21 protein-coding genes and 1 pseudogene are annotated in these 25,760 nt (G+C 73.1%); 7 read left to right on the top strand and 15 right to left on the bottom strand.

The features are described 5' to 3' along the window. The first annotated feature begins 168 nt into the window (after positions 1-168). From AB0G84_RS08855 to AB0G84_RS08845, 3 genes are all read left to right on the top strand, one after another. On the top strand, positions 169-330 hold the full coding sequence (locus AB0G84_RS08855; RefSeq protein WP_361317541.1) for a hypothetical protein: 162 nt from the start codon (positions 169-171) through the stop codon (positions 328-330). A 124-nt stretch (positions 331-454) separates the two neighbouring features. Then, entirely contained in the window at positions 455-1,657 is a 1,203-nt protein-coding gene (locus AB0G84_RS08850; protein ID WP_361317539.1) for a cytochrome P450, read from the top strand. Positions 1,658-1,891: 234 nt separating this feature from the next. Further along, positions 1,892-3,097 carry an aromatic ring-hydroxylating dioxygenase subunit alpha gene (locus AB0G84_RS08845; protein WP_361317536.1) on the top strand — a complete coding sequence of 402 codons (1,206 nt, stop codon included), beginning with the start codon at positions 1,892-1,894 and terminating at the stop codon, positions 3,095-3,097. Between the two features lie 117 nt (positions 3,098-3,214). Here AB0G84_RS08845 and AB0G84_RS08840 read toward each other — a convergent pair. Then, positions 3,215-4,506, bottom strand: a pseudogene (locus AB0G84_RS08840) (MFS transporter). A gap of 68 nt (positions 4,507-4,574) precedes the next feature. Here AB0G84_RS08840 and AB0G84_RS08835 point away from each other — a divergent pair. Continuing rightward, complete coding sequence (locus AB0G84_RS08835; protein ID WP_361317534.1) at positions 4,575-5,582, top strand: helix-turn-helix domain-containing protein; 1,008 nt, start codon at positions 4,575-4,577, stop codon at positions 5,580-5,582. A gap of 176 nt (positions 5,583-5,758) precedes the next feature. On the opposite strand, the gene AB0G84_RS08830 is transcribed toward AB0G84_RS08835, so the two are convergent. Genes AB0G84_RS08830 through AB0G84_RS08795 form a run of 8 tightly spaced genes read right to left on the bottom strand, consistent with a single transcriptional unit; the run spans position 5,759 to position 13,797 of the window. After that, a complete protein-coding gene (locus AB0G84_RS08830) occupies positions 5,759-7,087 on the bottom strand; it encodes a hypothetical protein (protein ID WP_361317531.1) in 1,329 nt (442 codons plus the stop codon). Positions 7,088-7,090: 3 nt separating this feature from the next. Then, positions 7,091-7,648 carry a phage tail protein gene (locus AB0G84_RS08825; RefSeq protein WP_361317529.1) on the bottom strand — a complete coding sequence of 186 codons (558 nt, stop codon included), beginning with the start codon at positions 7,646-7,648 and terminating at the stop codon, positions 7,091-7,093. Further along, positions 7,645-9,672: a putative baseplate assembly protein gene (locus AB0G84_RS08820; RefSeq protein WP_361317527.1), complete on the bottom strand. Its 2,028-nt coding sequence runs from the start codon at positions 9,670-9,672 to the stop codon at positions 7,645-7,647. The genes AB0G84_RS08825 and AB0G84_RS08820 overlap by 4 nt, the downstream gene beginning before the upstream one ends. Continuing rightward, positions 9,672-10,103, bottom strand: coding sequence for a GPW/gp25 family protein (locus tag AB0G84_RS08815; protein WP_361317525.1), 432 nt, complete (start codon positions 10,101-10,103; stop codon positions 9,672-9,674). Before AB0G84_RS08815 ends, AB0G84_RS08820 begins: the two co-directional genes overlap by 1 nt. A 47-nt stretch (positions 10,104-10,150) precedes the next feature. Beyond that, a complete protein-coding gene (locus tag AB0G84_RS08810; protein ID WP_361317522.1) occupies positions 10,151-12,070 on the bottom strand; it encodes a VgrG-related protein in 1,920 nt (639 codons plus the stop codon). A gap of 28 nt (positions 12,071-12,098) precedes the next feature. Continuing rightward, positions 12,099-12,911 (bottom strand): LysM peptidoglycan-binding domain-containing protein, encoded by an 813-nt coding sequence (locus AB0G84_RS08805; protein ID WP_361317520.1) that lies wholly within the window; start codon positions 12,909-12,911, stop codon positions 12,099-12,101. After that, entirely contained in the window at positions 12,895-13,332 is a 438-nt protein-coding gene (locus AB0G84_RS08800) for a phage tail protein (RefSeq protein WP_085926543.1), read from the bottom strand. The genes AB0G84_RS08805 and AB0G84_RS08800 overlap by 17 nt, the downstream gene beginning before the upstream one ends. A gap of 57 nt (positions 13,333-13,389) precedes the next feature. After that, a complete protein-coding gene (locus AB0G84_RS08795) occupies positions 13,390-13,797 on the bottom strand; it encodes a hypothetical protein (RefSeq protein WP_361317518.1) in 408 nt (135 codons plus the stop codon). A 2,152-nt stretch (positions 13,798-15,949) separates the two neighbouring features. Here AB0G84_RS08795 and AB0G84_RS08790 point away from each other — a divergent pair. Next, positions 15,950-16,168: a hypothetical protein gene (locus tag AB0G84_RS08790; RefSeq protein WP_361317515.1), complete on the top strand. Its 219-nt coding sequence runs from the start codon at positions 15,950-15,952 to the stop codon at positions 16,166-16,168. Positions 16,169-16,974: 806 nt separating this feature from the next. Here the strand turns inward: AB0G84_RS08790 and AB0G84_RS08785 are convergent. The 6 genes from AB0G84_RS08785 to AB0G84_RS08760 all read right to left on the bottom strand — a co-directional run bounded on the left by AB0G84_RS08785 (position 16,975) and on the right by AB0G84_RS08760 (position 21,409). Beyond that, complete coding sequence (locus AB0G84_RS08785; protein WP_085927347.1) at positions 16,975-17,133, bottom strand: DUF6760 family protein; 159 nt, start codon at positions 17,131-17,133, stop codon at positions 16,975-16,977. Beyond that, entirely contained in the window at positions 17,130-17,546 is a 417-nt protein-coding gene (locus tag AB0G84_RS08780; protein ID WP_361317512.1) for a hypothetical protein, read from the bottom strand. Before AB0G84_RS08780 ends, AB0G84_RS08785 begins: the two co-directional genes overlap by 4 nt. Then, a complete protein-coding gene (locus AB0G84_RS08775; RefSeq protein WP_361317510.1) occupies positions 17,546-17,989 on the bottom strand; it encodes a phage tail protein in 444 nt (147 codons plus the stop codon). Before AB0G84_RS08775 ends, AB0G84_RS08780 begins: the two co-directional genes overlap by 1 nt. Before the next feature lie 191 nt (positions 17,990-18,180). Continuing rightward, on the bottom strand, positions 18,181-19,761 hold the full coding sequence (locus AB0G84_RS08770; protein ID WP_361317508.1) for a phage tail sheath subtilisin-like domain-containing protein: 1,581 nt from the start codon (positions 19,759-19,761) through the stop codon (positions 18,181-18,183). Between the two features lie 117 nt (positions 19,762-19,878). Next, positions 19,879-20,088, bottom strand: coding sequence for a DUF4157 domain-containing protein (locus AB0G84_RS08765; RefSeq protein WP_361317505.1), 210 nt, complete (start codon positions 20,086-20,088; stop codon positions 19,879-19,881). A 130-nt stretch (positions 20,089-20,218) separates the two neighbouring features. Beyond that, positions 20,219-21,409 (bottom strand): hypothetical protein, encoded by a 1,191-nt coding sequence (locus AB0G84_RS08760; RefSeq protein WP_361317502.1) that lies wholly within the window; start codon positions 21,407-21,409, stop codon positions 20,219-20,221. A 363-nt stretch (positions 21,410-21,772) separates the two neighbouring features. Between AB0G84_RS08760 and AB0G84_RS08755 the strand changes: the two genes are divergently transcribed. Together AB0G84_RS08755 and AB0G84_RS08750 are read left to right on the top strand one after the other, a co-directional pair. Then, entirely contained in the window at positions 21,773-24,259 is a 2,487-nt protein-coding gene (locus tag AB0G84_RS08755) for a BTAD domain-containing putative transcriptional regulator (protein ID WP_361317500.1), read from the top strand. Between the two features lie 113 nt (positions 24,260-24,372). After that, a complete protein-coding gene (locus AB0G84_RS08750; protein ID WP_361317497.1) occupies positions 24,373-25,731 on the top strand; it encodes a hydrogenase expression protein in 1,359 nt (452 codons plus the stop codon). Positions 25,732-25,760: the final 29 nt, after the last annotated feature.

The raw sequence follows: 25,760 nt of genomic DNA, 5'->3' as shown, positions 1-25,760 counted from the left end.
CGCAGCGAAAGCGACGACAGCGTTGAAGCTGCCCTCGCCACTTGGGCAGAGGGCTACCCCAGGAGTTTCTCGCGGGGGAGCCTGCAGACCCCGGCTACGGCGGGGCTTCCTCGCGCGCCCCTGTTCACGCCCTCCCGCACCGCCCCCTGCCTGGCCATGATGCTGCCCATGCCCGACCCGCACTGCTCCAACTGCTGCCCCGTCAAACCGCCCAAACCCGAGGTGCCCGCCCCGTGGCCGCTGGGGGCGCTGCTCTGGCTCGGCATCATCCTCGGGGTGGCCGGTGGCGGATACCTCCTCGTGATGTGGGCGATGTCCAGCGCCTTCTGATCGCACAGCGGGAAGCTCGCCGTACCCCCGGACCCCTCCGCAGCGTGGTTAGTGGCTCCGGTGCCGGGGATGGTCTTCCCGTACCCAGTCGTCCCGAGGCGCGTCACGACGGACAGGAGGCCGGATGACAACGGAACCGGTGGGGACGGTTGATCTGGCGGCAATGGGGGAGGACTTCGTCCGCGATCCCTATGAGGTGTACGCGCGGCTACGCGAGCGGGGACCGGTGCATCGCGTACGTCTCCCGGAGGGCACGGTCGTCTGGCTGGTCGTCGGCTACGACGAGGTGCGTGCGGCGCTCAGCGACCCCCGGCTGTCGAAGGAGTGGCGGCACGCCTCGCCGGCGCAGCCGATGCAGCCGGTGTCCAGCGGTGTGTCGATGCTGCGCTCCAACGCGCCGCAGCACACCCGGCTGCGCGGCTTGGTGGCCCGGGCCTTCACCGCACGCCGGGTGGCGTCCCTCGCGCCGCGCGTGCAGGAGCTGACCGACGAGCTCCTGGAGAGGATGCTCGCCGCCCCCGACGGCCGCGCCGATCTCGTGGACGCGCTGGCCTTCCCACTGCCGATCACCGTGATCTGCGAGCTTTTGGGTGTGCCCTTCCTGGAGCGGGACACCTTCCGTACCTGGACCGACATCCTGATGGTGGGCGCCTCCACGCCGGAGACAGGAGAGGCCCTGGCGGCCATGACCGGCTATCTCGACGGGCTGGTGGAGACCAAACGCGCCTGCCCCGGGGATGACCTGCTGAGCGATCTGATCGCGGTGAGCGACGAGGGCGGCGACCGGCTCAGCCACGACGAACTCCTGGGCATGGCGCAGCTGTTACTGATCGCCGGCTATGAGACCACCGGCAATCTCATCTCCAACGGTGTCCTGGCGCTGCTCACCCACCCGGACCAGCTCGCCGCGCTGCGCGCCGATCTGTCCCTCATCGACGGCGCGGTGGAGGAGATGCTGCGCTACGACGGGCCGCTGGAGACCTCCACCTTCCGCTTCACCCTCGCCCCGACCGATATCGCGGGCACGGTGATCCCCGGTGGTGGCGAAGTCGTGCTCCCCGTGATCGCCGACGCGGGACGCGACTCCGTCCGCTTCGCCGATCCGGACCGCTTCGACATCACCCGCGACGCCCGCGGCCATGTGGCCTTCGGCCACGGCATCCACTTCTGCCTCGGTGCCCCGCTCGCCCGCCTGGAGGCCCGAACCGCGGTGCGCACCCTCTTGGCACGCTGTCCGGAGCTGGAGCTGGACGCCCACCCGGCCGATCTGCGCTGGCGGCTCGGCGCGTTGCTCCGCGGTCCCCGACACTTGCCGGTCCGCTGGTAGTCGGTACTGCCCGTGGCCAGTCGTACGAGCACCGCCCGGGTCTGCGGGCGACACCGGGAGGGAACTGCTGAGGCGCCCAAACGGCCTAGTCCTCCTCCGGGGCGAGCCTGATTGTCGCCGTACCGGGGGAAACGCACAAGGTGATCGCGGAGAACTGGTACGGCGTGCTTCCCACCGGACACCCCGAAGTTCTCCCCGTTCCGCATCACTGACCTGCGTGCGAGGGAGAAACGTATGACGAAGGCTCAGCCCGCAAGCGACGGGACGATTTCGGCCAGGTCGGCCGGCGGCCAGGGCCACCTGGGCGCATTCCGTTCCGGGGCGACGGCCGATCTTCGGCGTACCGGAATCCATCCGAATTTCTGGTACCCGGTCGCGGTATCCGGAAGCGTGCCGAAGAACAAGACATGCGCCGCCGTGTTCGCGGGGGAGCGGATCGTCCTCTATCGCGGCGCGAGCGGCACGGTCTTCGCACTGGAGGACCGGTGTGCCCACCGCCAGGTGCCGCTGAGCATGGGCGTTGTGGAGGGCGAGACGCTGCGCTGCTGCTACCACGCCTGGGCCTACCGCGGGAACGGCCGGATCTCGCAGATCCCGTATCTGCCCAAGGGCGCCGAACGGCCGCCGCGCGGGGTGCGCTCCTATCCGGTCCGTGAAATGTACGGCCTGGTGTTCGTCTTTCCGGGCGATCCGGAGAAGGCGGCCACGACCCCGCTGCCCGAGCTGCCGCAATACGCTTCGGCCAAGCACAAGACCATGACGTTCTCGCGCACCGTGCAGTGCCACTACTCGTTCATGCACGAGAATCTGCTGGACATGAACCACCAGTTCCTGCACCGGGGGGTTCTCGGAAAGATTCATCCCAAGCTGCTCGGGTACGACACCGGTCCGGAATTCGTGGAGGCCCGGTACCTGTTCGTTTCCGGCGGTGGGAAGAAGGACCGCGGCGCCGGTCTGCTGTCCGGCGAGGGCTTCGGTGGCGGCGATTCGCCCGACGTCATCACCGTCCGCACCCAGTACCCCTATCAGACGCTCCAAGCGGTCCCCGAGAACGCCGAACTCCCGGCCTTCTCCCTCTGGGCGGCGTATGTCCCCAAGGACGCGGAGCAGCGCACCCACCACGCCTTCGGCCTGCTCATGATTGCGAAGCCGCCGATTCCTGGGGCCCTTCACCTCGCCTGGCCGTTCATCCGGCGCTTCACCGAGCGGGTGTTCGCCGAGGACCGGATGGCGGTCGAGGCCGAGCAGCGTGCCTGGGACGAGCAGGGCGAGGACTGGAACCAGGAGGTCTTCCCGCTGATCCTCGACGTCCGTGACGTGTTGCGCACCAATGGCGTACCCATCCGCCCCGAATCCGCCCTGTGCGGCGCCGCAGCGCTCTGCGACGGCTCGCCGCTGGCCGCCGCGGCGTCGCACACCGAAACGAACCAGCCGGGCTGACCGGACGGGGCAGGGGAAGGGAAGGGGGCCGGCGCGCTGGGGAGCACCGCCCGCACCACGGAGGACGCGCGCGACCGGCCCCTTGCGGGAGGGAACCTCCACTGTGCAGACCGGACTTCACGGGGAGGGTGTTCGGCGCGGCGCTGGTTCTACGGCGGCGGGTTCCGGCAGGGCGACCGGATACGTACCGGGGACGGCCGGGGCCGGCTGTGGTTCCTCGTGCCGGCCCAGGGCCGCGAGGGTCAGGGTCACGGTGGCCGACACGGCCGCCAGCACCGTCATCGCCACGGCCGGGGAGGTCAGTTGGGCCGTCATGCCCGCGAGGGCCGCGCTGACGCCCTGCACCGCGGACATGCCGACGAAGTGCAGGCCGAGGGCTTGGCCCGCGAGGTCGTCGGGGGTGCGGGACATCAGGCGTTCCTGCAGGACCAGGCCCGCGCCGAAGCCGACGGAGGCGACGGCGGCGGCCACGGCCGACAGCGCCACTCCCGGCCGTAGGACGAAGAACAGGTAGGGAACCGCCAGCAGCAGGCGCAGCGGCGTCGCGAGACGGGGGCGCACCGCCGGCGGCACCAGGCGGCCCACTGCCACGTCGCCCAGGAACATGCCCACCGCCCCGCACGCGAACAGCGTGCCGGCGGCTCCAGGGGCGTACGAGACGTAGAGCGATTCGCAGCCGACCACCAGGCCGTTGGGGATCCACAGGCCCAGGTACGTCAGCCGGCGCGGGCGCGAGGACCACAGGAGGGCGTTGGTGCGCCAGGTCGCCGCGACGGACGGGCGGCCGGAGGAGCGATGGGGTTCCCCCTGCTCGAGCGAAGCCGAGAGCTTGGGGGAGGGCGGGTCGTGAGGCCCAGGCGGGTGCCGAGGGCCGACAGCACGTACAGCGCCGCCGCCAGGAGCAGGCACGTCCTCGGGAGCAGGAGCGTCAGCAGCGCGCCGCCCGTCGCGAAACCGGCCACCTGCATCAGGCCCCAGAGCATGTTGAACACCGAACGGCCCAGGACATAGCCGTCCTTCGACAGGATGTCGTTCAACAGCCCCGAGCGCACTCCCCCGCCCAGGGACGCGCTTAGTCCCTGCGCCAGGACGACGGCGAAGACCGCCGCGACCGGCAGACCGGGCAGCGCCAGCACCGCCGTACCGGCCGCGAAGACCAGGGCGAGGCCGGAGAGGACCGCGCGCGGGGGCAGGCGGTCGGCGCCCGAGAGCAGGAACGCGGCCCCCACCAACTGCGCCAGTTGCGGGCCGAACATGCTCACCGCCGACAGGAGCGGGGAGCCGGTGGCCCGGAAGACCAGCGTGCCGAGGGCCAGGCCGCCGATCGTCTGGGCCGCGGCGAAAGCGGCGAAGGAGAACAGGAACGGGGTGAACTCCGGGGTGCGGAACAGGGTTCGGTAGCTGCGCATGCACCGGAGTCTCGGAGCGGACCGGGGACCGTGTTTACTGTTTCGCCGACACGCGAAAGGTCGTACGCATGGGCTTATGGCAGATCGACACCGACACCCTCGCCCGCAGCCGATTCGTGCTCTCGCCGTTCGCCGAGACCTTCGCGAGCCTGAAGCTGCTGCACGTGGGGACCGGTGCCCATCCCGGCGAGACGGCCTGGCTGCGCGCGCACCTGCCCGGCTACCGCGCGCGCCTCGCGGCCGACCCGGTGACCGCGCTGCTCGTGCGGGCGGCGCTCGGCACGTCCTGGATCGCCGACTTCGTCTGCCCCACCTCGTGCGAGGGGGAGGGCTTCGAGGAGACCGTGTCCCGGGTGCGGGCGGCCGGGGCCGGGGAGGCGCGGAGCAACCTCCGGGTGTCCCTCCGGGGGCCGCTCCCCACCGCGCTGGAGCGGGACGACCTGCCCGAGCGGGCGACCGCGCTCCTGACGTACGTCTGGGAGGAGACCGTACGGCCGTACTGGGAGCGTCGGCGGCGCGTCCTGGAGGCCGACGTGGTCGCGCGGACCGCGCGGGTGAGCCAGGGCGGCTGGGCGGCCGTGCTGGACGAGCTGCGGCCGGGGACGCGGTGGCTGGGGGAGAGCCGTTTCCAGGTCAACCTGAACACGTATCCGCCGCGGGAGATCGCCGCCGGGGCGGAGCTGCTGTTCATGCCGGTGACGCCCCGGACCGGGTGGGTGTCGTGGGAGGCAGGGGAGCGGTACGCCGTCGTCTACCCGTGTCTCGGGGTGCTCGCCGAGGACCACGACCGGCGGCCCGTCCCGGCCGGGCTCGGGGCGCTCATCGGGACTGCGCGAGCCGGATTGCTGGTGTTGCTCGGGACTCCCATGAGTACGACCCAGCTGGTCGCCGTGACCGGGCAGGGGCTGGGGTCGGTGGGGCGGCATCTGCGGGTGCTGCTGGACGCGGGGCTGGTGCGGCGACGGAGGGCCGGGCGGTCGGTGCTGTACGTGCGGACGGCGGCCGGGGAGGTGCTCGTGGAGGCGTCCGGGACCGGTAGCGGTTTCCGGGAGCCGGAACCGGGGATCCACCGGTGACCTGATCGCAGATGCGTGGGCGGCAGGCGGGTGTCCGGCGGCCCGCATCGCCGACTCAGGGCACGGGCGAGCGCGGTGCGGTGCGCCCGGCGCGCAGTGGGCTGCGCGCCGGGCGCACGTCGTTCGGGGGCTTGTCCGGGGGCGGGCGACGTTTCAGCCGTCCCGGTCCCCGGTGGCTATCCCGCCGAGCGGCCGAAGAACTCCAGCTCGGAGATGGCCACTTGCTTGTCGTCCGCGGTGCCGTAGGCGGAGTGCAGCACCAGCCGTACCTTCACCGCGTTCCGTACCGCCACATCGATCTTCTGTACCCCGCCGTCGTTGATCCGGCGGTGCCCGGTGTACTGCTTGCCCGCGGAGTCGGTCACGATCAGGTCGAAATCGCGCGGACGGGCCGGGTCGGCGGCCTGCGGGGTGCGTGGGGTGGAGCCGGGGGTGATCAGAAGGTTGAGCAGGTCGGTGGGCTGACCGAATCCGGCCTCCAGGTACTGGCCGTTGGAGTTGCCCGCATAGCCCGTCCCCCACCAGGTGTTGGAGTAGCCGTCGAACGCGAGCCGCACATCGTGGCTGGGGCCGGAGTGCGAGGCGTTCCAGGTGGTGGCGGGGATGGGGACGCGCTTGGCGAAGTGGTCCTGAATGGCCCGCGCGGCCGGCGGGCCCCCGATGATTCCCCCGACCACGACGCCCACGACCACCGCCGCCACCACCGCCCGGGCGATCCACCGGCCGCGGTTGCGGTGCAGCCGCGGACGCTCCCCGGCGTACGGGCCTTCGGCGGCCTCGGCCGCGGTGTCGGTCAGCAGGACGGCGCAGCTCCGGCAGAAGTGGCGGCCCGGCGCGTTGAGCGTGCCACAGCTCCGGCACGGTGCGCCGTCCTCGGGCTCCGGGGCCGCGTGCGGGGTACGGACACGGGGCCGGGCCGCCTCGGGACGGCCGGGCAGCACACCGCCGGGCGCCGCGGGGGGCGGGGTGGGGGAGTCGCCCGGTACGGGGACCAGGAGGGCGCGGATGCCGGTTTCGGAGACACCCCCTTGGCCGGCCGGCCGGGGGGTGGGCGAGGTGGTCCGGCCGTCCTGGCCGTCCGGGCCGGGGTGGGAACGGCCCGGGCCCTCGTGGTGCGGGGCGGTCGACGGGAGTGGCGCGGTGGTCTCCGCGGAGGTGTCCTGCTTCGGGGCGTCCTGCTTCGGGACGGCGGCCGAGCGGGGGCCGTCGCCGGTGGCGGGCGCGGGAGTTGAGGCAGGCCCGGTCGGGGGTGTGGCAGGAGCGCCGGCGTCGGAGGGGGCAGGGCGGTCCGGGGCGCTCGGGCCGGCGGCGGGGGCCGGGGCGTCCGTGGCGGGGGAGGCGGGAGTCGGGTCGGCCGCGGCGGGCCTACGCTCCGGCTCTGCCGTGGGCGAGGGCGACGCGGGCCGGTCCCAGCGCAGGAAGGCACCGCAGGAGTCGCAGAAGGACTGGTCCTTCTTGGAGGCGGGCGAGCCGCAGTCGGGGCAGATGGTGTGGTCCGTGGGCATGGGTCAGGTTCCTTCAGGGGTGGGCAGGTGGGTCACCTCGGCCGTGAAGGGGAGGTGCGCGGGACGGGCCGCTGCGACGACGGCGTGCAGACGGTGCGGGTCGGTGGCGGCGGGGTCGTGGACCCGCAGGGTCACCCGCAGGCCGGGGTCCGGTGAGCCGGGGAAGGCACCGAGTGGGCGCGCGGACCAGGTCGCGCCGCCGCTCTCGGTGATCTCCGGGCGTACGCCGAAGGCGAGGTGGACGGCGTCCGACAGGCCGCGCCGGGTGCCGCGCACACGGTGCAGCGCGACGGCCGTGGCCACCGCGCGGCGGCGGGTGGCCAGCGGTTCCGTCCCGTCGAGTTCGGTGCCGACCCAGGTGGTCAGCCAGTCGACGAAGTCCTCGGGCGCGAGGGCGGGCGTGAAGTAGCTCTCCAGGCAGTCCAGGACGTTGAAGAGCGGGGCCAGCACGACATCGAGGCCCTCGACGAAGCGCTGGGCGAAGTCGTCGTCGGCGTAGACGGCGGGGAGCTGTCCGCCCAGTGGGTGCGGGGAGGCCATCCCCGCGGGGGTGCCCCTCATCGTGCCTCGATCACGCGGACGCGGTGGTCGAAGGGGAACAGCAGGGCGGAGGAGCCGAGTTCGATGCGGTCGGTGGCCTCACCGCGCCGGCCAGTGAGCGGGTCGGCGGGGTGCAGGAGGACCTCGTCGACGAGTTCCACACCCGGTACCCGCTGGAGGGCCGCGAAGATCTCACCGGCGCGCAGCGGGCGGCCGAAGGGCCAGCCGTCGCCGTGGGCTCCGCCGGTCAGCGGGTCGAGGTAGGCGTAGAGCGCGTCCAGGGCCTCGGCCCGTACCCGGTCGGCCCGCGCCGCACGGAAGGAGTGCAGTGTCGCGACGACCGTGACGCCCTGGTAGAAGGGCGGGCCGACCGCGAGGCGGGTGCCCAGCGGGCGGCGCTCGTCGAGGAACTGCGTGACCCGGCCGAGGAGTTCCTCGCCGGGGACCAGCTGTTCGAAGCGGAGCCGGCCGCCGCGGTCGGGGACGGCCTGGGGGACGACCAGGACCCGGACGGCGTTCTCGCCGGTCCGGCCGGTGCCGCCGGCCTGGCCGGTCCCGCCGGCACCGGAGCCCGACGCGCTCGCGGCGCCCGTCGAGCGCTCGGCGGGATCGACCGCGAGGCAGGCGATCCGGGCGGCCTCCGGGGCCGCGCGCCGCGCCAGTTCCTCGTAGTCGCGGGCGGTCACGGCCCGCTCCTGGGCGCGCAGCGCGATCGGCGCGCGGACCTTCGCCTCCTGCACGGTCTCGCCGTCCACCCCGCCGCGCGCCGCCTCCCGGTTCTCCACCCGCGCCACGTACGGGATCGAGCTGCGCAGGGTCTGGATCGCGCCGCGGGCCACATTGCCCGACCGGCCGCCGCCGGTGCGGTAGTACGGGACCCGGATCACCGAGCCCTTGGCCGGTACGGACCCGAACTGCCGTATCGAGCCGTCAGGTTGGCGCACCGAAGGCCCGAAGGCGATCTCGCCGGTCGCCTCGTCCAGCGTGAGGTGCCGGTCGTCCGGGCCGGAGGCCGCGAAGTCGGAGACGACCTGCCACTCCTGCCAGCCGTCCCCGTCGGAGACCTCCAGCCGCAGCGGCGGGCGGTCGGCGACGACGGGCGCGTGCGCCAGGCGCATCCGCTGGCCGGGCACGCCCGCGGACTCGCCCAGCATCTCGTCCTTCACCACGTCGGCGTGCGCGACCTTCGTGGTGCCCCCGATGGTGAACGCGGCGGCGGCCCGTACGGTCGGCGAGGCGCTGTAGAACGGCTGGCCGGGCGCGGCCTCGACGACCCGGCAGCGCAGCCAGGCGGCATCCGTCCGGCCGATGCGGGAGCCGGTGTGCCCGGCCGGGATGTGCAGGACGACCTCGCCGGGCCGGTTGAGGCCGCCGGTGGAGTCCTCCTCGACCTCGCACTCCGTCCACCCGTCGGTGGTCCAGGCCTCCCAGCGCAGCGGCGGCTGGCGGGGGTCGACGCCGACGCCGTCCACCCGGCTGTCCAGCTGCAGTACGGCCGCGCAGCGCGGCACCGCCGCCGACAGCCCGAACAACAGGGTGTCGCCGGGCTGCGGGGCGGCCGCGAAGACGGCCACATCGCGGCCGCCGAAGATGTCCTGCCCGCAGTCCTCGGGGGTGGTCCCGGCCTCCTGCCGCAGTACGGCGGCCAGTTCGCAGGGCACGACGGTCAGGTCTTCCTCGGTGGCGAAGGCCACCGCCTCCTCGGTCTCGGTCCGGCCGGTGGCCACCTCCGTCCCGGCCGGCAGCACGACCGGCTCGGGCTGCGGGGCGGAGAGCCAGAAGGTGACGTCGGCGCGGGCGGCGGAGGGCGGGAAGAGGGTGACGCCCAGCAGGTCGAGGAAGGCCAGGTGGTTCTTCTCCGGGACCCGGTTGAGCCGGTAGACGATCTGGTCGGCCATATGGGCGACGGCCTCGATGAGGGTCACCCCCGGGTCCGAGACGTTGTGGTCGGTCCACTCGGGGCAGCGCTGCTGGATGTAGCGCTTGGCGTCGTCGACGAACTGCTGAAAGCGACGGTCGTCGAGATGGGGTGCGGGCAGGGCCATCAGGCTTCGCTTTCGGTGGACGCGGTGGAGGGGGATTCCGTGGACGGGATCACGTAGAAGGGGAAGACCAGGCTGCGCGGGTTGTTGGTGCCGCGCACGCTGTAGCGCACGTCGATGAACAGCACGGACGGATCGTCGGGCGCCGGGCTGACCTCGACGTCCTGTACCTCGATACGCGGCTCCCACCGGTCGAGTGAGGACCGCACCTCGTAGCGGATGCGCCCGGCCGTCGCCTCGTTGACCGGTGCGAAGACCATGTCGTGGACGGCGCAGCCGAACTCCGGACGCATCGGACGCTCGCCGGGCGCGGTGGCGAGGACGAGCCGGATCGACTCCTCGATCTCACGCTCGCGGCGGGCCAGCGCGATGCCGCCGCCCGGGTCCGTACGCAGCGGAAAGGTCCAGCCCGCGCCGACGAACTGTTCACTCATGTCCGGTGACCCCCTTGAGACGCATGTCCCTCAACTTCCTCAAGCCCCTAGAAAGGAATGCCGTTGCGCAGGACGGCCGGTGCGCTCAGCGCGACCGTGGCCGGCGAGCTGATGGCCGCCGCGGCGCCTGCGTTGACGGCCACCGCGCCGGCCGCGCTGACGGCTACCGCGCCGACCGAGTTGACGGCCACCGCGCCGGCCGACTTGAGGCTGATGGCGCCGGTCGCGTTGATGTCCGCCGCGGCGCCCGCCATGACGCCGAACTTCGCGCCGGCCTTGATGTCGACCGCCCCGCCGGCGCTCATCGTCAGCGACCCTCCCGCGGTGAGCGACAGGTTGCCGCCCGCCTTGATGCTCACGTTCCGGGTCCCGGTGATGGAGACGGAGCCGTCGCTGCGGATCGTGACCTGGGTGCGCGTCTCGTCCATGTGGACGGTGAGCTTGCCGTTTCCGGTCTGCAGCCTGATGCCGCTCTTCATGCGGGACTTGGCGTCGACGAGTTCGACGGTGTGACCGCTGCGCGAGGCGAGGGAGCGCCAGTTGACCCGGCCGCTGGTCGGGTCCACCGGCTGCAGCCCGTCCGTGTTGGGCGTCGGCTTGTCGATGCCGTTGTACAGCCCGGCCAGGACGTACGGATGCTCCAGCGAGCCCCGGTCGAAGGCGACGAGCACCTCGTCGCCCACCTCGGGCAGTATCAGACCGCCGCCGCGTACGCCGCCCAGCTGCGCGATCCGGCACCAGTCGCTCTCGTACGTGTCCGACAACCAGGGGAAGCGCAGCCTGACCCGGCTCAGCCGCAACGGGTCCTTGACATTGCTGACCAGCGCCATGGCCACGCCCGGCATCGGCGGCGCCGCTTCCGCGCCGCCGGAGGCGAGCCCGTACAGCGACCGGAACTGCCGCCCGGAGACGGTCAGCCAGGTGGTGAACGGCCGCCCGGACTCGAAGACATGACGGACGCCGGTCGCCGTGTACTTCCCCTCGAAGGGGAAGCCGGCGCCCTTGAGCGCCACCGGCTGGCCCGGCTTTAGATCCGGATTGCCGGTGACCGCCACCTCCAGCTCCGCGAAGGAGCCCGCCACATCGTCGGCGAGGGCCCGCGCGGCATGGGTGACCTGGGCCTGGGTGGTGAACGGGGTGTCTGTGGCGGTCAGTTCGGCCTTCCCGAACGGTTTGCTGAGCGCGGAGGGCGCGATGTCCGCAACGATGTCCTTGCTCGTCGTGGCCGGGGACTGCGCGGACAGTGCACGCTTGGCCCGCATGTCCCAGCCGCGCGCGCCGGCCTTGTCGACCTGCCCGGCGGCGGTGACGGCGATCCGGCTGTGCATGGCGTTGTGGCCGAACTCCAGGACGTACGGGCTCTGCGCGGCCGGTGTGCTGTCGGCGGGCGCGGACGAGGCCGGGGTGAGCTTGCCGAACTGCAGCTTGCCCTTCGGGTCGAAGGAGAGGTGGGCGTCGTTCTCCTGGGCGAGGCGGGTGAGGAAGTCCCAGTCGGTGACATTGGGCTGGGTGGCCAGCTCGTAGACGGTGCGGGTGGGCTCCACCTTGCCCAGGGAGAGCTGGTTGAGACCGGCGAGACGGCGCACGATGTCGCTCGCGGTCATATTGGGGTAGCCCGCGACCCGGCGGTTGCGCAGCAGCCGGTGCCCCGGGTCGTAGCCCCGTACGACCAGGTACTTGCCGCTGGCGTCCGCGTCCACCTCGAGCGCGGTGACCTCGCCGGTCAGCATGGGCGTGCCGCGCTGCCCGTCCGTGAAGGGCGACAGCACCGCCTTCGCACCGACCTTGATCTGCGGAAAGGTCTTCAGGATGTCCGATCCCGCGTCACTGAAGGTGAGCTGGAAGGCGGACGGCACATTCACGCTCGCGTCCACCCAGCCTTCGATGAGGAGGGCGGCGAGCTTGTCGGGCAGCGTCGTGCCGCCGATCTCGGCGTGCAGGACGCTGGTGTACGTCTTCTCACTCATCGGGTCTCACTCATCGGATGCTCGCTGGTCATCGGGCGGCCTGGTGGGGTGCGGAACGGCCTTCGGGGCGGCTTTCGGGCCGGTCGGTGGGGAGGCTTTCGGGAGGGTCCTCGTCCGCGGCGGGCAGCAGCAACTCCGTGCCCGGCCGCAGTCGCATCGGGTCGTCGATCCCGTTCGCCTCCGCGATCAGCCGCCAGCGCGTCGCGTCCCCGTACTCCCGCCAGGCCAGCGAGGCGAGCGAGTCACCCGCGACCGTGCGGTGGATACGGCGGGCGGAGAGCGCGCCGGAGGTGGGGTTCTGCCCCTTGGTGGGCATGGCCACCTCGGTGAGGGACAGCGTGCAGGTGGCGCGGATCGGTTCGCCGGTGGGGTTGAAGAGGGTGTACGTGGCGCTGACATTCGTCACGTACGCCACGAACTGCACCGTGTTGAACGACCCCCAGGAGAACCGTACCCAAGGTGGCGAAGGGCGCTTGGAGTTGACGCTCTGTGCCGTCACCTCGCAGCAGGACAGCAGCAGTTCGACCTGCTTCTGCACCTTTCCGGAGTTCGGGGTGCCGGAGGAGTCCAGGAACACCTCCAGCTGGAGCGTCGCGGGCCGGGTCCCGGTGAACTTGGGCGGTGCGCCCCGCATGTAGGCGACCGCGGTCTGGGTGTGCCACTCCGCCTCCCGCCCGAGTTGCAACTGGGTCGGATTGAACTGGAACTCCACCTCGCCGATGCGGCCGCCGATGGAGCCGCCGAGGTCGGTGGGGGGCTGGTGGATCGCCAGGGCGGCCCGTACCAGGCTCGCGCCCGCCTTCCCGCCGGTGGGTGCGGCCACCTCAGGCACCTCCCGCATCGGTGAAACCGTGGTGCGCGATCTCCAGCGTCTCGGTCGCCACGCCGGGGCTGGCCGGGTCCAGGCTCGGCCCCTGCCAGCGCACGGGCAGCACCTCCACCAGTCCCCACTGCGCGACGATCGAACCGTCGGCGCGCAGCGCGGCGATCTGCGCGGTGGGCCTGCTGATGCCGGTGGCGAGGGACGAGATCCAGGCGGCCACACGGGCAGTGTCGGCGGTGAGGGGGCGGGTGAGACGGATCGTGGAGAACGTCACGCGGGTGGGCAGCTGCCAGACGAAGCCGTTGTTGCCGCCCTCCTGCCGCTGCTCCACCTCCACCTCGGAGGCCAGGCCGTCGCAGCCGTTGAACAGGCCGAGGTCCTGGCCGTCGATGGTCAGCTTGAAGAAGACGGTGGAGCCGGGGTCCTGGGCCTGGGGCATGGTGGGTGGTCTTTCGGGTGGGGTGGAGGTGGGTGGGGTTGCAGGGCCGGGCGGGGGTCAGCGGCCGTGGTCGCGCAGTCGGCCGATGCGCTCGCGGTCGCCGCGCAGCTCGGCACGGAGGAGCCGGGAGAGGGGGGCTACCAGCCGGCGGGCCAGGGCGTCGAGGGCGGCGGGGTCGGTGGGGTCTGGGGAGGTGGGAGTGGTGGACGAGGCGGACGAGGCGGGGGAAGTGCTCGTGGTGCTGGGGGCGGCGGTGGAGGAGCTGGGGGTGCGCTGGATCGGGCGGTGGGTTGCTGCCGGCGTGGGGCCGGCGGGCGTGGCTGACGGCGAACGGGTGGGTGGGGCGGCCGACACGAGGGGTTGGGCGGGCGTCGCCTTGGCCGGAGCGGGGGCCGGAGCCGTGGGCGGGGCCGGGTGCGGGGCCGGGGCGCCGGGGGCGGTGGGCGCACGCTGCACCATGGGCATACCGGGGACGGCAGGTGCGGTGCGGACCGTACGGGACGGAGCGAGCGAGGGGTTCAGTGTCCGTGCCGGTGCCGGTGCTGGTGCCGGTTTCCGCAGGGGGACGGCGGGGACCCCCGTCGTGCGTCGGGGCGCCGGTGCCGCTGTGCCCGCCGGGCCCTCCGTATGCGCGGGGCCTGCAGTGCCTGGAGTGCCTGCAGTTCCTGGAGTGCGCGCCACGGTGCGTAGCGGGACGGCCGGTGCGGCGGTCTGCGCGGTTGAGTGCTGTACCGGTGCGGGGGCGACGGGTGTCGTCTGCCCGGTTGAGCGCTGCACTGCTGCGGGGGCATCGGCCGCCGCCTGCTGGCCGTTGGGCCGCTGCCGGGTAAGGGAGTCCAGGGCACGTGCCGATGCGAGCGGCGCCCGTCGGGTGGCGGGGGGAGCGTTGAGGGGAGCGCCGAGAGGCGAACGGGGGGCGGTGGCGGTCGGCACGTGGCTCGTCGTCGGCCCATGGGGTTGCCGTGGGTGGGATTCCGACGGGTGGGATTGCGGCGTACGGGGTTCCGGCGTGCGGGGTTCCGGCGTGTGGCTCTCTGAGGTACGGGTCTCCGATGGGCGGGCGACCTTCAACGGCGCCGCGGTGGTGGGGTGTTCGGCGGCCCTCGCGGAACGCTGCACCGGGGACGGGGACGGGGACGGGGACGGGGACGGGGACGGGGACGGGGACGGGGACGGGGGCAGGGACGGGGCAGAGGTCGGGTTCGAGGCCGGGGCCGGGGCTGGGGCCGGGTTCGAGGTCGGGTTCGAGGCCGGGTTCAGGCTCGGGGACGGGGACGCCGCCGATGTCTGGACCCGTGCGGGTGCAGGTACAGGTGCGGTTGCGGGCCTGGGCGTCGGCGACGGTACTGGTGTCGGCACCGACGTCGGTGCCGACGCCGACGTCGCGGTGGGTGCAGGCGCCGGTGCAGCGTCCTGGCGACGGACCGCGGTGGACTCGGCCGGCGCGCCGATCAGCGGCTTCCGCTGGACCGCGGGCCGAGAGGGCCGTGCCGGGCCCGGCGTACGGTCGCGGTCGGCCGGAGGCCGCACCGGCTGTGCGTCGGCCGCACCATCCCTGACCGGGTTACCGGTGTCCGCGCCCGAGAGCAGCGGAGCGCCAAGTCCCAGGCGCTGAGCAGTTGTTCCTGCGGTCCGCTGCACCACGGGCCGGTGGGCACCTTGTCCGCCTGCTCGCTGGACCGGCCGAGGCGGGTGGCCGCCGTTGTTCGCGGCCGGACCCGGAGCCGTGCTGGCGGACGGCCCCGTGGTCGGGCTCGGAGCCGTGCTCGGGGCTGGGCTCACGGCAGAGGCAGAGGCAGAGGCAGAGGCAGGGGCAGGGGCCGAGTGATGGCCGGTATCGGCGGTGTCCGCCCGCGCGGATGTACGTCCGGGCTTGTGGGGAGGCGTGTTCGCGGATGTGTTCGCGGACGTGTGGGCGGACGTCTTCTCGGGAGAGGACGTGTCCCCGATCGGACGTGGGCGCGGGGCGGGGCTCGGGCTTGGCGCCGTGCCTGGCGCCTGCGGGATCGAGTCGCCGCGCGGCGTCGGGCCGGCGCCGGGTGCGGCGTCCGTGGTCGGGGCGGGCTCCGGCGCGCCGCTCTGCTGCGGCGCGATCGGCCGGCGAGGGCCAGCAGCCCGCCGCTGTATGGCGCGTTGGGGGGCGTCGGGGCGTACGGCGGAAGCGGCCGGTGCGGCAGCCCCGCCCGCCGGTGCGGCGGCAGGGGCGTCGGACGAGGAGGGAACGACAGGGGCCGTCGGCGCCGGATCCGTGGTGCCCGTTGGCGCAGGTGCTTCGGTGCGCTGCAAAGGCGTGTGGGCGGGGGACAAGGGAGCGTTGGGGGAGGGGGCGGTGCCGCTGCCGCCCGTACGCGACGGGGCGGCGCTCCGCAGCCGGCGCGGCGGCATCGCGACCCTGCCCGCCGAGGTGAGCGGGGACCGCGCGCCGACGGGCTTCCGTACGGGCATCGCCACAGGCATGGCCGGGGAGAGGCCAGCAGACCCCTCCCCACGCGACGCCGAACGAGCGGCCTCAGCTCCGCCACCGGACACGGCCCCGCCACCGGGCGTGACGTCGCCACCGGGCACGACCGAGTTACCACCCGCAGCGCCCGCCCCGTCGGCAACCCCGGAGGCCGGCTTGGCCACCGCCGACCTGGACCGTCCACCCGGCCGGGCGCCCGACGACGTGCCGGACGGCCCGGCAGCCGGCCCGGCGGACGGCAGGGCAGCACCCGGCGTGCCGGACGGCCCGGCCGCCGAGGCGACCGGAGGCGTACCCGGCGCCCTGACCGACGGTGCGCCCGGCGCGTCGTGCCGCGGGTTCGCGGGCGACCTCCCGCTCCCCGAGACCGGTTGACGAGGGGAGCCCGTGGCGGTCGTCGGAGTGGTACGCGGTGTGCTCGGCGATGCCGCCCGCTGTACGGCGGCCCCACCCGGGGGCTCCGTACGGGCAGCACTTCGGCTCTCGGCGCGTGCCGTACCTCGCTTCTCGGTACCTGCCGCACCTCGTGCCTCGGTACGCGCCCCACCCCGGGAGCTCGTAGGTGCCGCACCCCCGGGCCCGGCCTGCGGCCCGGGACCGTCCCCGATGCCCTGTCCGGTGCCCGCACCCGGGCCCGTACCGCCTCCCAAGGGCGCCCGCTGCACAGCACGCGCGCTCGCGCCTCGACCCGCGCCCGCACCGGGGCCCGCGCCCGGGCCGCGACCCGCACTCGTCTTCGGCGCAGCGGCGAACGCGGAGCCCACCCCCGCCCCTGCGCCCTCGGTAGCCGGCTCGTCCCCCTGCCCCGCGACCGGAAGCCGCAGAACAGGGAGCCCGAGGTCGGCGGGGCGGCCGGTGACCGGCACCAGCGCATCGCGCAGCACACCACCGGGTGCCGTGGCACGGACGTCATGCCCCAGCTCCCCTCCGAAGGAGGGATTGCGGTGCGCGCTCAGCGACGCGGCGAAGCCGGGCTCCGCGACGGGGCGGGGCGCCGCCAGGACCCGCTGGATGGGGGGCACGGCGGACCAGCCGGCACCGCCGCCACCGCCCGCGCTCCCGGCAGAGGCATCCGCCGTCGCGCCGGCCTCAGGCCCCGGTGCACGCTGCGTGCCCTGTGCACGTTCCGTGTCCTGGGCACCCCGCGACCCCCGCCGCCACCTGAACAACCCCATCCTCCGTCACTGCTTCCCTTCAGCCCGCTCCACCAGGGCGGCGATCTGTGACACGTACGCGCGCCGATCGGCGTGCTCGAGGTCGAGGATGTCGTCGATGCCCCAGTGGAAGTGGTAGGCGAGATAGGCGACTTCCTCCTCGATACGCCCGGTCGCGTACGTCACGATTCCCCCAGGCGGCTCCCGGCCAGCTCCACTTCGAAGGGCTCCTCGCAGTGCGGGCAGGACACCGCGGCGCGCGTGTGCCCCTCCGCATTGATCTGCCGGTAGAAGTCCTGCAGAAAGGCCAGGTCGGAGGCGAACATGTTCTCCACCGTCCCGTCGTGCACGGACGCGAGCGTCCCGAGCCGGGTGATGACCCGGCCCAGCAGCACGACCGACAGATACGCCGGGTTCTCGCGCACCCGCACGTCCCGCAGCGGGATCAGTTCGTCCCGTGCCGTCGCGAGCCGCATCGCACCGTTGCGGTGAACGGTCCCGGACTCGTCCACGAATCCGCGCGGCAACTCGAACTCGAATTCCGTACGCAAAGGCTCGCGTTGCTGCTGCTGCGCCCCCGCCGGACCGTCGCGCCGCATTATTCGATGACCAGCTCTTCGAAGACGATGGTGACCTGCTCGGTCAGCGCGGCGGCGTCGCCCGCCTTGACCCCGCTGGTCTCGACCTTGCTGCACCAGGCATTGCGCATGTTGTAACGCTTCACCGGGTTGTTCTGGTAGTCCATCATCATGATCGTGGCGTTCTTACGGGCCGAGCCCATGTCGCCCGCGATGGACTTGTTGATCCACTCGGTGAACGCGCCGCTCTGCGTCATACCGCGGGTCACCGTGCATTCGCCGGCCTTCTTCGTGCCGGGCATCTTCTTCACGACGGGCTTGCCGTCCGCCGAGACCTGCTGGTATTCGATGACGTCCTGCTCCATGGTCAGGCCGCTGACCTCCTGCAGGTATTCGACCATCACGCCGTCGATCTGCAGGCCGAAATTGTGTGAGGTGAGGGCGTCACCGGGCTGAAGGGACAAGGTGGTTCACTCCTGTGATGGGAAGGAAAAACGTGACGGGCGAGGGGTCGACCGCGGTCGGCGGAGGCCCGGTCGACCGAGTCCGGTACGACGGGGACCTGGTCGACGGAGACCTGGTCGACGGAGGCCGAGGAACAGGGGGACAGGGGCCGGCGGCCACGACTGGGCCGGCCTGGGTCGCGCTACCGCTGCTACTCCTCCAACTCCCCGCCGCCGCCCGAGAACTGGGCCAGCCGGAAGACCACGAACTCGGCGGGCTTGACCGGCGCGATGCCGATCTCGCACACGACCCGCCCGAGGTCGACGGACTCGACGGGGTTGGTCTCCGCGTCACACTTCACATAGAAGGCGTCCTCGGGCCGCTGCCCGAACAGGGCGCCCGAGCGCCACTCGTTCACCAGGAACGCCGAGATGTTGCGCCGGATACGGGCCCACAGCGCCTCGTCGTTCGGCTCGAACACCACCCACTGGGTGCCGATGAGAATCGACTCCTCCAGGTAGTTGAAGTAGCGCCGCACGTTCAGGTAGCGCCAGGCCGGGTCGGAGGCCATGGTGCGCGCGCCCCACACCCGGATGCCGCGCCCGGGGAAGGCCCGGATGCAGTTCACGCCGACCGGGTTGAGCAGGTCCTGCTCGCCGCGGGTGATCTGCAGCTCCAAGTCGACCGCCCCGCGGACGATCTCGTTGGCCGGGGCCTTGTGGACGCCGCGCTCGGAGTCGTTACGGGCCCACACGCCGGCCATGTGCCCGGACGGCGGGATGGTGCGGGTCTGCCCGGAGGCCGGGTCGAAGGCCTTGATCCACGGGTAGTAGAGCGCGGCGTAGCGGGAGTCGTAGCCCGCGATCTCCTGGCGCCACTTGCGGATGTCGCGTGCGTTGAGCGCCGGCGGCGGGTCCAGGACCGCCATCCGGTCGCCCATCAGCTCGCAGTGCGCGATCAGGCCCAGCTGGACGGCCTTGACCTGCTCCAGGTCGATCAGGCCCTGCTGGTAGGCGGCCATCAGGTCGGGCACGGCGACCATGTTGACCTCGTCGAGCGCCTCCAGGCCACCGAAGCCGGTGCGGTCGGCGGAGTCGCCGATGAACTGGCCGGAGGCGAGCCGCTCGACCGTGCCGTTCCCGGCGGGGGCCGCGGGCGCCGCCGGGGCGGGCGGAGCCAGCGTGACCTGCTGGGCGTCCGGCTTGGTCAACTGCGCGGCCGGCGCGGCCTCTTCGACGACGATCGCCTTGGACCGCTGCTTGACCTGCGTGACGACGTAGTTCCGCGAGCTCTTCTTCGCACTGACGTCGAAGCTCTCGACGACCTTGTCGCCGTCCTTGACGACCAGCTTGAACCGGTCGGCGCCGCCCTCGCCCTCGACGTCCTGCACCTCGACGGTGAGCGCCCCGCCGGCCGTGGAACCGGCCGTGATCGCCGAGACCTTGAAGGACCCGAGCGCGGTCGGCTCCCCGGCCGTCAGCGCCCTGGGCGCCTCGGGGGCCGCGGCGGTCTGCGACTCCCCGTTGCCGGTCCCGCCGACCCGCACGACGTACGCGGCCGTCCCGCCGTTGTTGAAGAACCCGTACACGGAGTGCGCGAGGTAGTACCCGTCCGTGAACTCACCGAAGGCGGCCACGTACTGGGACCAGTTCGTCACCAGCGTCGGCTCGTTGAGCGGACCGGTGGGAGCGAGGCCTACGAAGGCCGCCACCGACGTCCCGACCCCTTCAATGGGCCGCGATCCGCTGGCGACTTCCTCGACGTAGACGCCGGGGGACAGGTAGGTGGGCATGTTGTGTTACTCCCTGGATATGCGAACTGCTCTGCTCGGTTGTTCCTCGTGCTGAGCGAGGGCGAGGAAGAGTGCGGGGGCGGCAGCTGAACGGCGGTGAGCGTCGGGGGGCCTCGCCTATTCGTGAGCGAGCAAGCGGCGGCCCGCCGCGCAGGACGTACCGCGGCGGCCGCGCTGGAGGACGAGGTGCGAACCGGCGGGGTCCGCGTGGGCGTTGACGGACCCGGCCGACTGCTGGGCAGTGGTGTCGGGGGACGTCGTACGGCCGGCGCGCGCCGCCCTGGAGCGGGCGCTCACCGAGCCGGACTGCCGATCCTGTGCCCGCACGATGTTCCTCCCCCGCTCACCACTACTGACTGCCGTTTCTGCTCCCTACGCTGTCAACCTTTGCCGACGGGCCGGCCCGGCTGTAGGGACGAACGGGCGCCATCGGGGGCAGAGCGGGCTGCCCGTTCGGTCATGCGGGCGGCGCCGACCGCGCCGCGTAGGCCCGGTTCTTGCCGCCGATGATGGCGTCGAAGGACTGGTCGGTCCCGGCCGGGCCGTACAGCTCGAAGTAGCCGAGCGACTTGCCCTGTTGCAGCGCACTGGTGCGATCGGCGGCCGTCTCGTAGGTGAGGCTGTCGGGACCGTCGCGCAGGAGGACGGCGGCGAAGTGGTTCGCCCAGCCGTCCGCGGCCGCCCCGGTCAGGTCGACGAAGTGGTTCTCGCCGACGGCCGGTGCGTCCCGCCGCACGCTGAGGCCACCGTTCGGCGGGGTACCGATGAGCTGCGCCGCCGCTGCCTTGCAGTCATTGGGGAGGGTGATGAGCAGCTCGTGCACCGTGGCCTCCTGGTCCTCGACGGCGGGGAGCCCGGCGAGGAAGTCGGAGGTCAGGCTCGGCATGATGACGGCGAGGTCGGCCAGCCCCTCCCGGCCGGGGCGCTCCGGGTAGGGGAACCGGGCGGCGACCCAGCCACCTCCCATCGTGGCCACCGCTAGCTTCATGGCCTCGGACCGCAGGCCGTCGACCGTGGAGCTGCGCGGTTCGGCCCGCGACCGGAGCGCCGTCACGATGCGCTGGGTGAGCGCGACGAGCTGCTTGACCTCCGGGGGGTCGGTCAGCGAGCGCAGGTATGCCGCGCGCTTGTCGTTGCGCTGTTCCGCGGTGTCCCCGGCCACGGGCTCGTGTGCGGCCCCCTGCGGGTGCCGGCCCGCGGCCCGTACGGCGGCCGCGGCCAGGTCCGCGTCCTTGTACACGGGCAGCACCCGGTACAGGGTGCGCTCACCGACCTGCACCGCCGCCCCGCGCTCCAGGGTGATCGGCACCTGGTCCTGGGCGTTGAGGCGGTGCGCGGCGTCGGCGATCATGTCGGCGTCGGCGTACGCCTCGTGCCGGCCCCGGAGGGCGATGCCGCCGTGGGCGGAGACCTTGTCGAAGCCGTGGGCGGCCGCTCCCTCCGCGTACCGCTGGAGGTGCTGTGGACCTCGTGCGTGCTCCGGCGCCGGGGACAGCGCACGGGCGACCGCCGCATTGCCCGCCGTCCGTTGGAGGGTGCGCAGCGCATCCGCCCGGTGGGTGGGCAGGGCCGAGGCGGGGGTGCGGGGGCGCCCGGGCGTGCGAGGCGCTGATTCCCCTTCCGCGGCCCGGCGTTCATGTGCGTGCACGGTGGCTCCGTTCCGGCGGCCGGTGGTTCGTCGATGTCGTGTGCGTGGTGCGACCTGAGTGGTCCCCACCGCCGATTTTCGGCCGCAGCGGGGATCGCTTCCAGAGGCGGAAGGGGAGCCGAAGGGGCAAGGTGGTTGCCCTATCGGACACCGGTGGGCGTTGGCGGGTACCGGTGAAGCGCCGGCGAGCACCGGCAAGAGGCCCCGGTGGTCGGAGGAAACGGGGGATCGGCCGTTGGGCCAAGATCAGACATTTTCCGGACTGACCTGTCCGAGCGCTGGGTTAGTTTGGTAATGCCGGCGCATTCGTGCTGGTCCAAGGGGTGACGTGGCAGGGCGACAGGGGCAGGGAGCGAGCTGGTAGTGCGCGGCGACGCGGACGAGAGGGACGAGACAGCGGGCGCCGGGGAGGAGAGCGGTGCGGACCGCGCCGACCGGTTGCGGTTTCAAGTGCTCGGCCCCGTGCGGGTCTGGCGGGGGGACCGTCCGCTGCATCTCGGTCCGCCGCAGCAGCGCGCCATGCTGGCGGTGCTGCTGCTGCACGCGGGCCGGCCGGTATCCGTACCGCAGTTGGTGTCCGCGCTGTGGGGCGAGGAGCCGCCGCCGCGGGCGGTGGGCGCCCTGCGGACCTACGCCTCACGGCTGCGCGGCCTGCTGGAGCCGGACCGCAAGCCGCGCGAGCACGCCCGCCTGCTGGTGTCGGCGGGTGGCGGCTACGCCCTACGGGTCCCCGACGCGGCGCTGGACGCCGCCGGGTTCGAGGAACGGCTCGTCACGGCGCGCCGGTTGCGGGGAGCGGGCGACACCCCGGGCGCGTACGAGCAGTTGAGGGGTGCACTGGCCCTCCCGGAGGGCGCGGCGCTGGCCGGATTGCCGGGGCCGTACGCCGAGCGGCAGCGCGACCGGCTCACCGAACTGTGCGTCACCGCTCAGGAGGAGCTCTTCGCGTGTGTGGTGGAGCTGGGCGGGCACACCGGGGCGATGGGCGACTGGATCGCCGGACTGCGCGCCTTCGCCGCCGAGCACCCGCTGCGTGAACGCGCCCAGGCCCTGCTGATGCTGGCCCTGCACCGGGAGGGCCGCCAGGCGGAGGCCCTCGCGGTGTACGCGGCCACCCGCCGTACCCTCGACGCCGAACTCGGCGCCGAGCCGGGCAACGAACTCCGGTCGCTGTACGTGGAGTTGTGCGAGGAGTCGCGCGGCCCGGGCTCCGGCACCGGTCCCGGTCCCGGTCCCAGGAGTGGTGCCAGCGCCAGGAGTGGTCCGGGTGCCAGGTGTGGTCCCAGTGCCGGCACTGCCGAAGACCGGGACCGTACTGACCGTGACCACACCTGCGGCCGTCATGACCGTTGGCCGCACCCGACCCACTCCACCGGGAACCTCTCGCTCATCGGCCCACCACCCCCGGTTCCGGCTCAGCTCCCGTCGGACATCGCCGACTTCGTGGGGCGGGCGGAGGTCACCGCACAGCTGACCTCGGCGCTGCGCGGGGCGGGCGGTGGACGGGCACCGGTGGTGGCCACGCTCAGCGGACTCGGCGGCGTCGGCAAGACGGCGCTGGCCGTGCATGTCGCGCACGCCGTGCGGTCCCACTTCCCCGACGGGCAGCTCTATGTGGACCTCCAGGGCACCGGCCTGGCGCCGGCCGACAGCAGCGCCGTGCTGACGCACTTCCTGCGCGCCCTCGGCGTCGCGGAGAGCGCCGTACCGGACGGGCTGGAGCAGAAGGCCGCCCTGTACCGCTCGCTGATCGCCGACCGCGAGGTCCTGGTGCTCCTCGACAACGCCCGCGACAGCGCACAGGTGCGGCCGCTGCTGCCCGGGGCACCGGGGTGCGCGGTGCTGGTCACCAGCCGTGCGCGGACGCTCGCGCTGTCCGGTGCGCACCGCGTCGACGTAGCGGTGCTGGATGAGGAAGAGGCGCTGGGGCTGCTCGGGGCGATCGTGGGGCCGCGGCGGGTGGCCGCCGAGCCGGCCGCCGCGCGCGAACTGGTCGCCGCCTGCGGCGGGTTGCCGCTCGCCGTGCGGATCGCCGCCGCCCGCCTGGCGTCCCGGCCGGGCCGGGCCATGGCCGACCTCGTGGCCCGGCTGAGCGATGAGCGGCGGCTGGACGAGCTGCGGGTGGGCGACCTGGGGGTGGAGGCGACCTTCCGGGTCGGCTACGAGGCGCTCGGGCCCGGCCTGGCCCACGCCTTCCGGACCGTCGCCCTCTGCGACCTGCCGACGTTCTGCCGGGCCGCCGCGGCCGCGCTGCTGGACACCACCGCCGACGAGGCGGAGGCGGCGGTCGAAGCGCTGGTCGATGCCGGGCTGGTCGAGCTGCACGGCGACGACCACTACCGCTATCACGATCTGGTCTGGCTCTTCGCGCGCAGGCTCGGCGAGCGCCATGACAGCCCGGGGGAGCGGGCGGCGGCGCAGCACCGCTACTTCGGCTTCGTACTGGCCACCGTGCTGACCGCGGTGCGACTGATCAGGCCGCACGGCGTCCTGCCCGCTCAGCCGGAGCGCCCGGGCTTCCCGGGCCGCGCGCTCGCCGATCCCGCCGCCGCGCGCGAGTGGCTGTACACCGCGCACCCCCGGCTGTACGCGGTCGTGGAGCGGGCCCTGGACCGGACGCCCGGTCTGCTGGGCCCCGCCGTGGACCTGCTCACCGTGTGGTCGCACCTGCTCAGCGGCACCACGCGCCACGGCGACCTCGAACCGCTCGTCCGCCGCGCCGTGGACAGCGCCCGGCGGCACGGCGACGATGTGGCCACGGCGCGCGCACTGCGCCTGCTCAGATCCGCCCACCAGGGCATCGGTGCGGCGGACGACCGCAGCGCGGGCTACTGGAAGGCCTGCGGCTGACCCCTTCGGCCGCGTCGACCGCCCGTGGGGAGCCGTAAGGACATCGGGTTCTGCCCCCGGCTCTGCCCTTCTGCACGCTGACGCGGCCCCGTCAGAGCCGGTTGACTGTCCCGGTGAGCATGTGGACTTCACTGGAACCGGCCGCGATCACCGTCGACCCCGGGTCCGTCGCGAGGGTAAGGCTGCGGGTACGCAACACGGGCGACACCGTGGAGGAGTACCGGCTGCGCCCTGCCGGCACCACCGCGGGCTGGACGCGGGTGGAGCCGGACGTGCTGCGGCTGTATCCCGGGGCCGAGGGCACCGCGCAGGTCGAATTCGCGCCCCCGCGCACGCCGGACGCGGTGGCCGGCCCGACGCCCTTCGGCATCCGCGTGGAGCCGGCCGAGCACCCCGAGATCCGGGATGTCGCCGAGGGACAGGTCACGGTGGGGCCGTTCTCCGAACTCCGCTCCGAGCTGGTGCCGTTGACCGTGCGCGGCCGGTGGCGCGCCAAGGCGTCGGTCGCCGTGGACAACCTCGGCAACCAGCCGCTGACCGTCTCCCTCTCCGGCCGCGAGAACGGTGACGCCCTCACCGTCGAGCCCGATCCGACATCGATCCAGGTGGCACCGGGCCGCGCCGGCTTCGTGGATCTCAACATCCGCCCCGGAGCGGTGAGCTGGGTCGGCGGGACCACCAAGCACCCCTTCACGGTCTCCCTGCTGCGGGCCGGCACCCCGGAGCCGACCGAACTGCGCGGCACCTACCTCCAGCCGTCCGTGTTTCCGCGCTGGGTGATGGCGGTGGGTTCGCTGCTGCTGGCGGCGTTGGTGGCCTTCGTGGCGCTGTGGCTCACTGCCGAGCCCAAGGTGGTCAGCAGCGCGCGGGAGAAGGCCAGCCAGTCCCACAAGCTCCCGGAGAAGCAGCCGAAGCCCCCGCCGCCCCCCTCCAAGCCCCCGGAGCAGAAGCCCGAGGAGAAGCCCGAGGAGAAGCCCGACGACAAGCCCGCCGATAACGGAGGCGGGGAGCCGCAGGCCCCGCCGGCGCAGACCATCCGGTCCAACGCCAACGGCGGCTGGTACCTCCAGGCCAACGGGGGCAGCCAGGTGGACGGCACACAGATCGGCCAGAGCCCCCAGTGGACGGGTGACCAGTTCGGCCGCAACCAGTGGTGGATCATCCACCACTACGCCGAGGACAACACGGTCGCCCTGGAGTCGGCCAGCGCCCCGGGCAGCATCGCCCAGCTGAAGCCGGACACCAACGAGGTCGAGCTCTGGAAGGCCGACCCGGAGCAGCTGAAGTCGGGCCAGCTGCCGCCGCACCAGAAGTGGCGGCTGGCGGACGCGGGCGACGGCCGCACTCGCATCATCAACATGCGCAACCAGGAGTGCCTGACCGATCTGCAGAACGACAAGGGCTCGCTGTCCTGGAAGTGCACCGACGGGCCTTACGCCCCGCAGGACTGGAAGATCGCCGAGGGGCCGTGACACGGACCGGGGCCGGCGGGTAGCCCCGC

Source organism: Streptomyces sp. NPDC020742 (genome assembly GCF_040641675.1).
Lineage (GTDB): Bacteria > Actinomycetota > Actinomycetes > Streptomycetales > Streptomycetaceae > Streptomyces.
The sequence above is the reverse complement of the archived record's forward strand: the minus strand, read 5'-3'. Positions and strand labels throughout refer to the sequence as shown.

Coding starts and splice junctions, on each gene's coding strand:
- AB0G84_RS08805 (WP_361317520.1), bottom strand. CDS start 12,911: ATGCGGGAGGTGCCTGAGGTGGCCGCACCCACCGGCGGGAAGGCGGGC.
- AB0G84_RS08855 (WP_361317541.1), top strand. CDS start 169: ATGCCCGACCCGCACTGCTCCAACTGCTGCCCCGTCAAACCGCCCAAA.
- AB0G84_RS08815 (WP_361317525.1), bottom strand. CDS start 10,103: ATGAGTGAACAGTTCGTCGGCGCGGGCTGGACCTTTCCGCTGCGTACG.
- AB0G84_RS08825 (WP_361317529.1), bottom strand. CDS start 7,648: ATGAGGGGCACCCCCGCGGGGATGGCCTCCCCGCACCCACTGGGCGGA.
- AB0G84_RS08830 (WP_361317531.1), bottom strand. CDS start 7,087: ATGCCCACGGACCACACCATCTGCCCCGACTGCGGCTCGCCCGCCTCC.
- AB0G84_RS08835 (WP_361317534.1), top strand. CDS start 4,575: ATGGGCTTATGGCAGATCGACACCGACACCCTCGCCCGCAGCCGATTC.
- AB0G84_RS08845 (WP_361317536.1), top strand. CDS start 1,892: ATGACGAAGGCTCAGCCCGCAAGCGACGGGACGATTTCGGCCAGGTCG.
- AB0G84_RS08820 (WP_361317527.1), bottom strand. CDS start 9,672: ATGGCCCTGCCCGCACCCCATCTCGACGACCGTCGCTTTCAGCAGTTC.
- AB0G84_RS08780 (WP_361317512.1), bottom strand. CDS start 17,546: ATGCGGCGCGACGGTCCGGCGGGGGCGCAGCAGCAGCAACGCGAGCCT.
- AB0G84_RS08850 (WP_361317539.1), top strand. CDS start 455: ATGACAACGGAACCGGTGGGGACGGTTGATCTGGCGGCAATGGGGGAG.
- AB0G84_RS08810 (WP_361317522.1), bottom strand. CDS start 12,070: ATGAGTGAGAAGACGTACACCAGCGTCCTGCACGCCGAGATCGGCGGC.
- AB0G84_RS08770 (WP_361317508.1), bottom strand. CDS start 19,761: ATGCCCACCTACCTGTCCCCCGGCGTCTACGTCGAGGAAGTCGCCAGC.
- AB0G84_RS08800 (WP_085926543.1), bottom strand. CDS start 13,332: ATGCCCCAGGCCCAGGACCCCGGCTCCACCGTCTTCTTCAAGCTGACC.
- AB0G84_RS08795 (WP_361317518.1), bottom strand. CDS start 13,797: ATGCCCATGGTGCAGCGTGCGCCCACCGCCCCCGGCGCCCCGGCCCCG.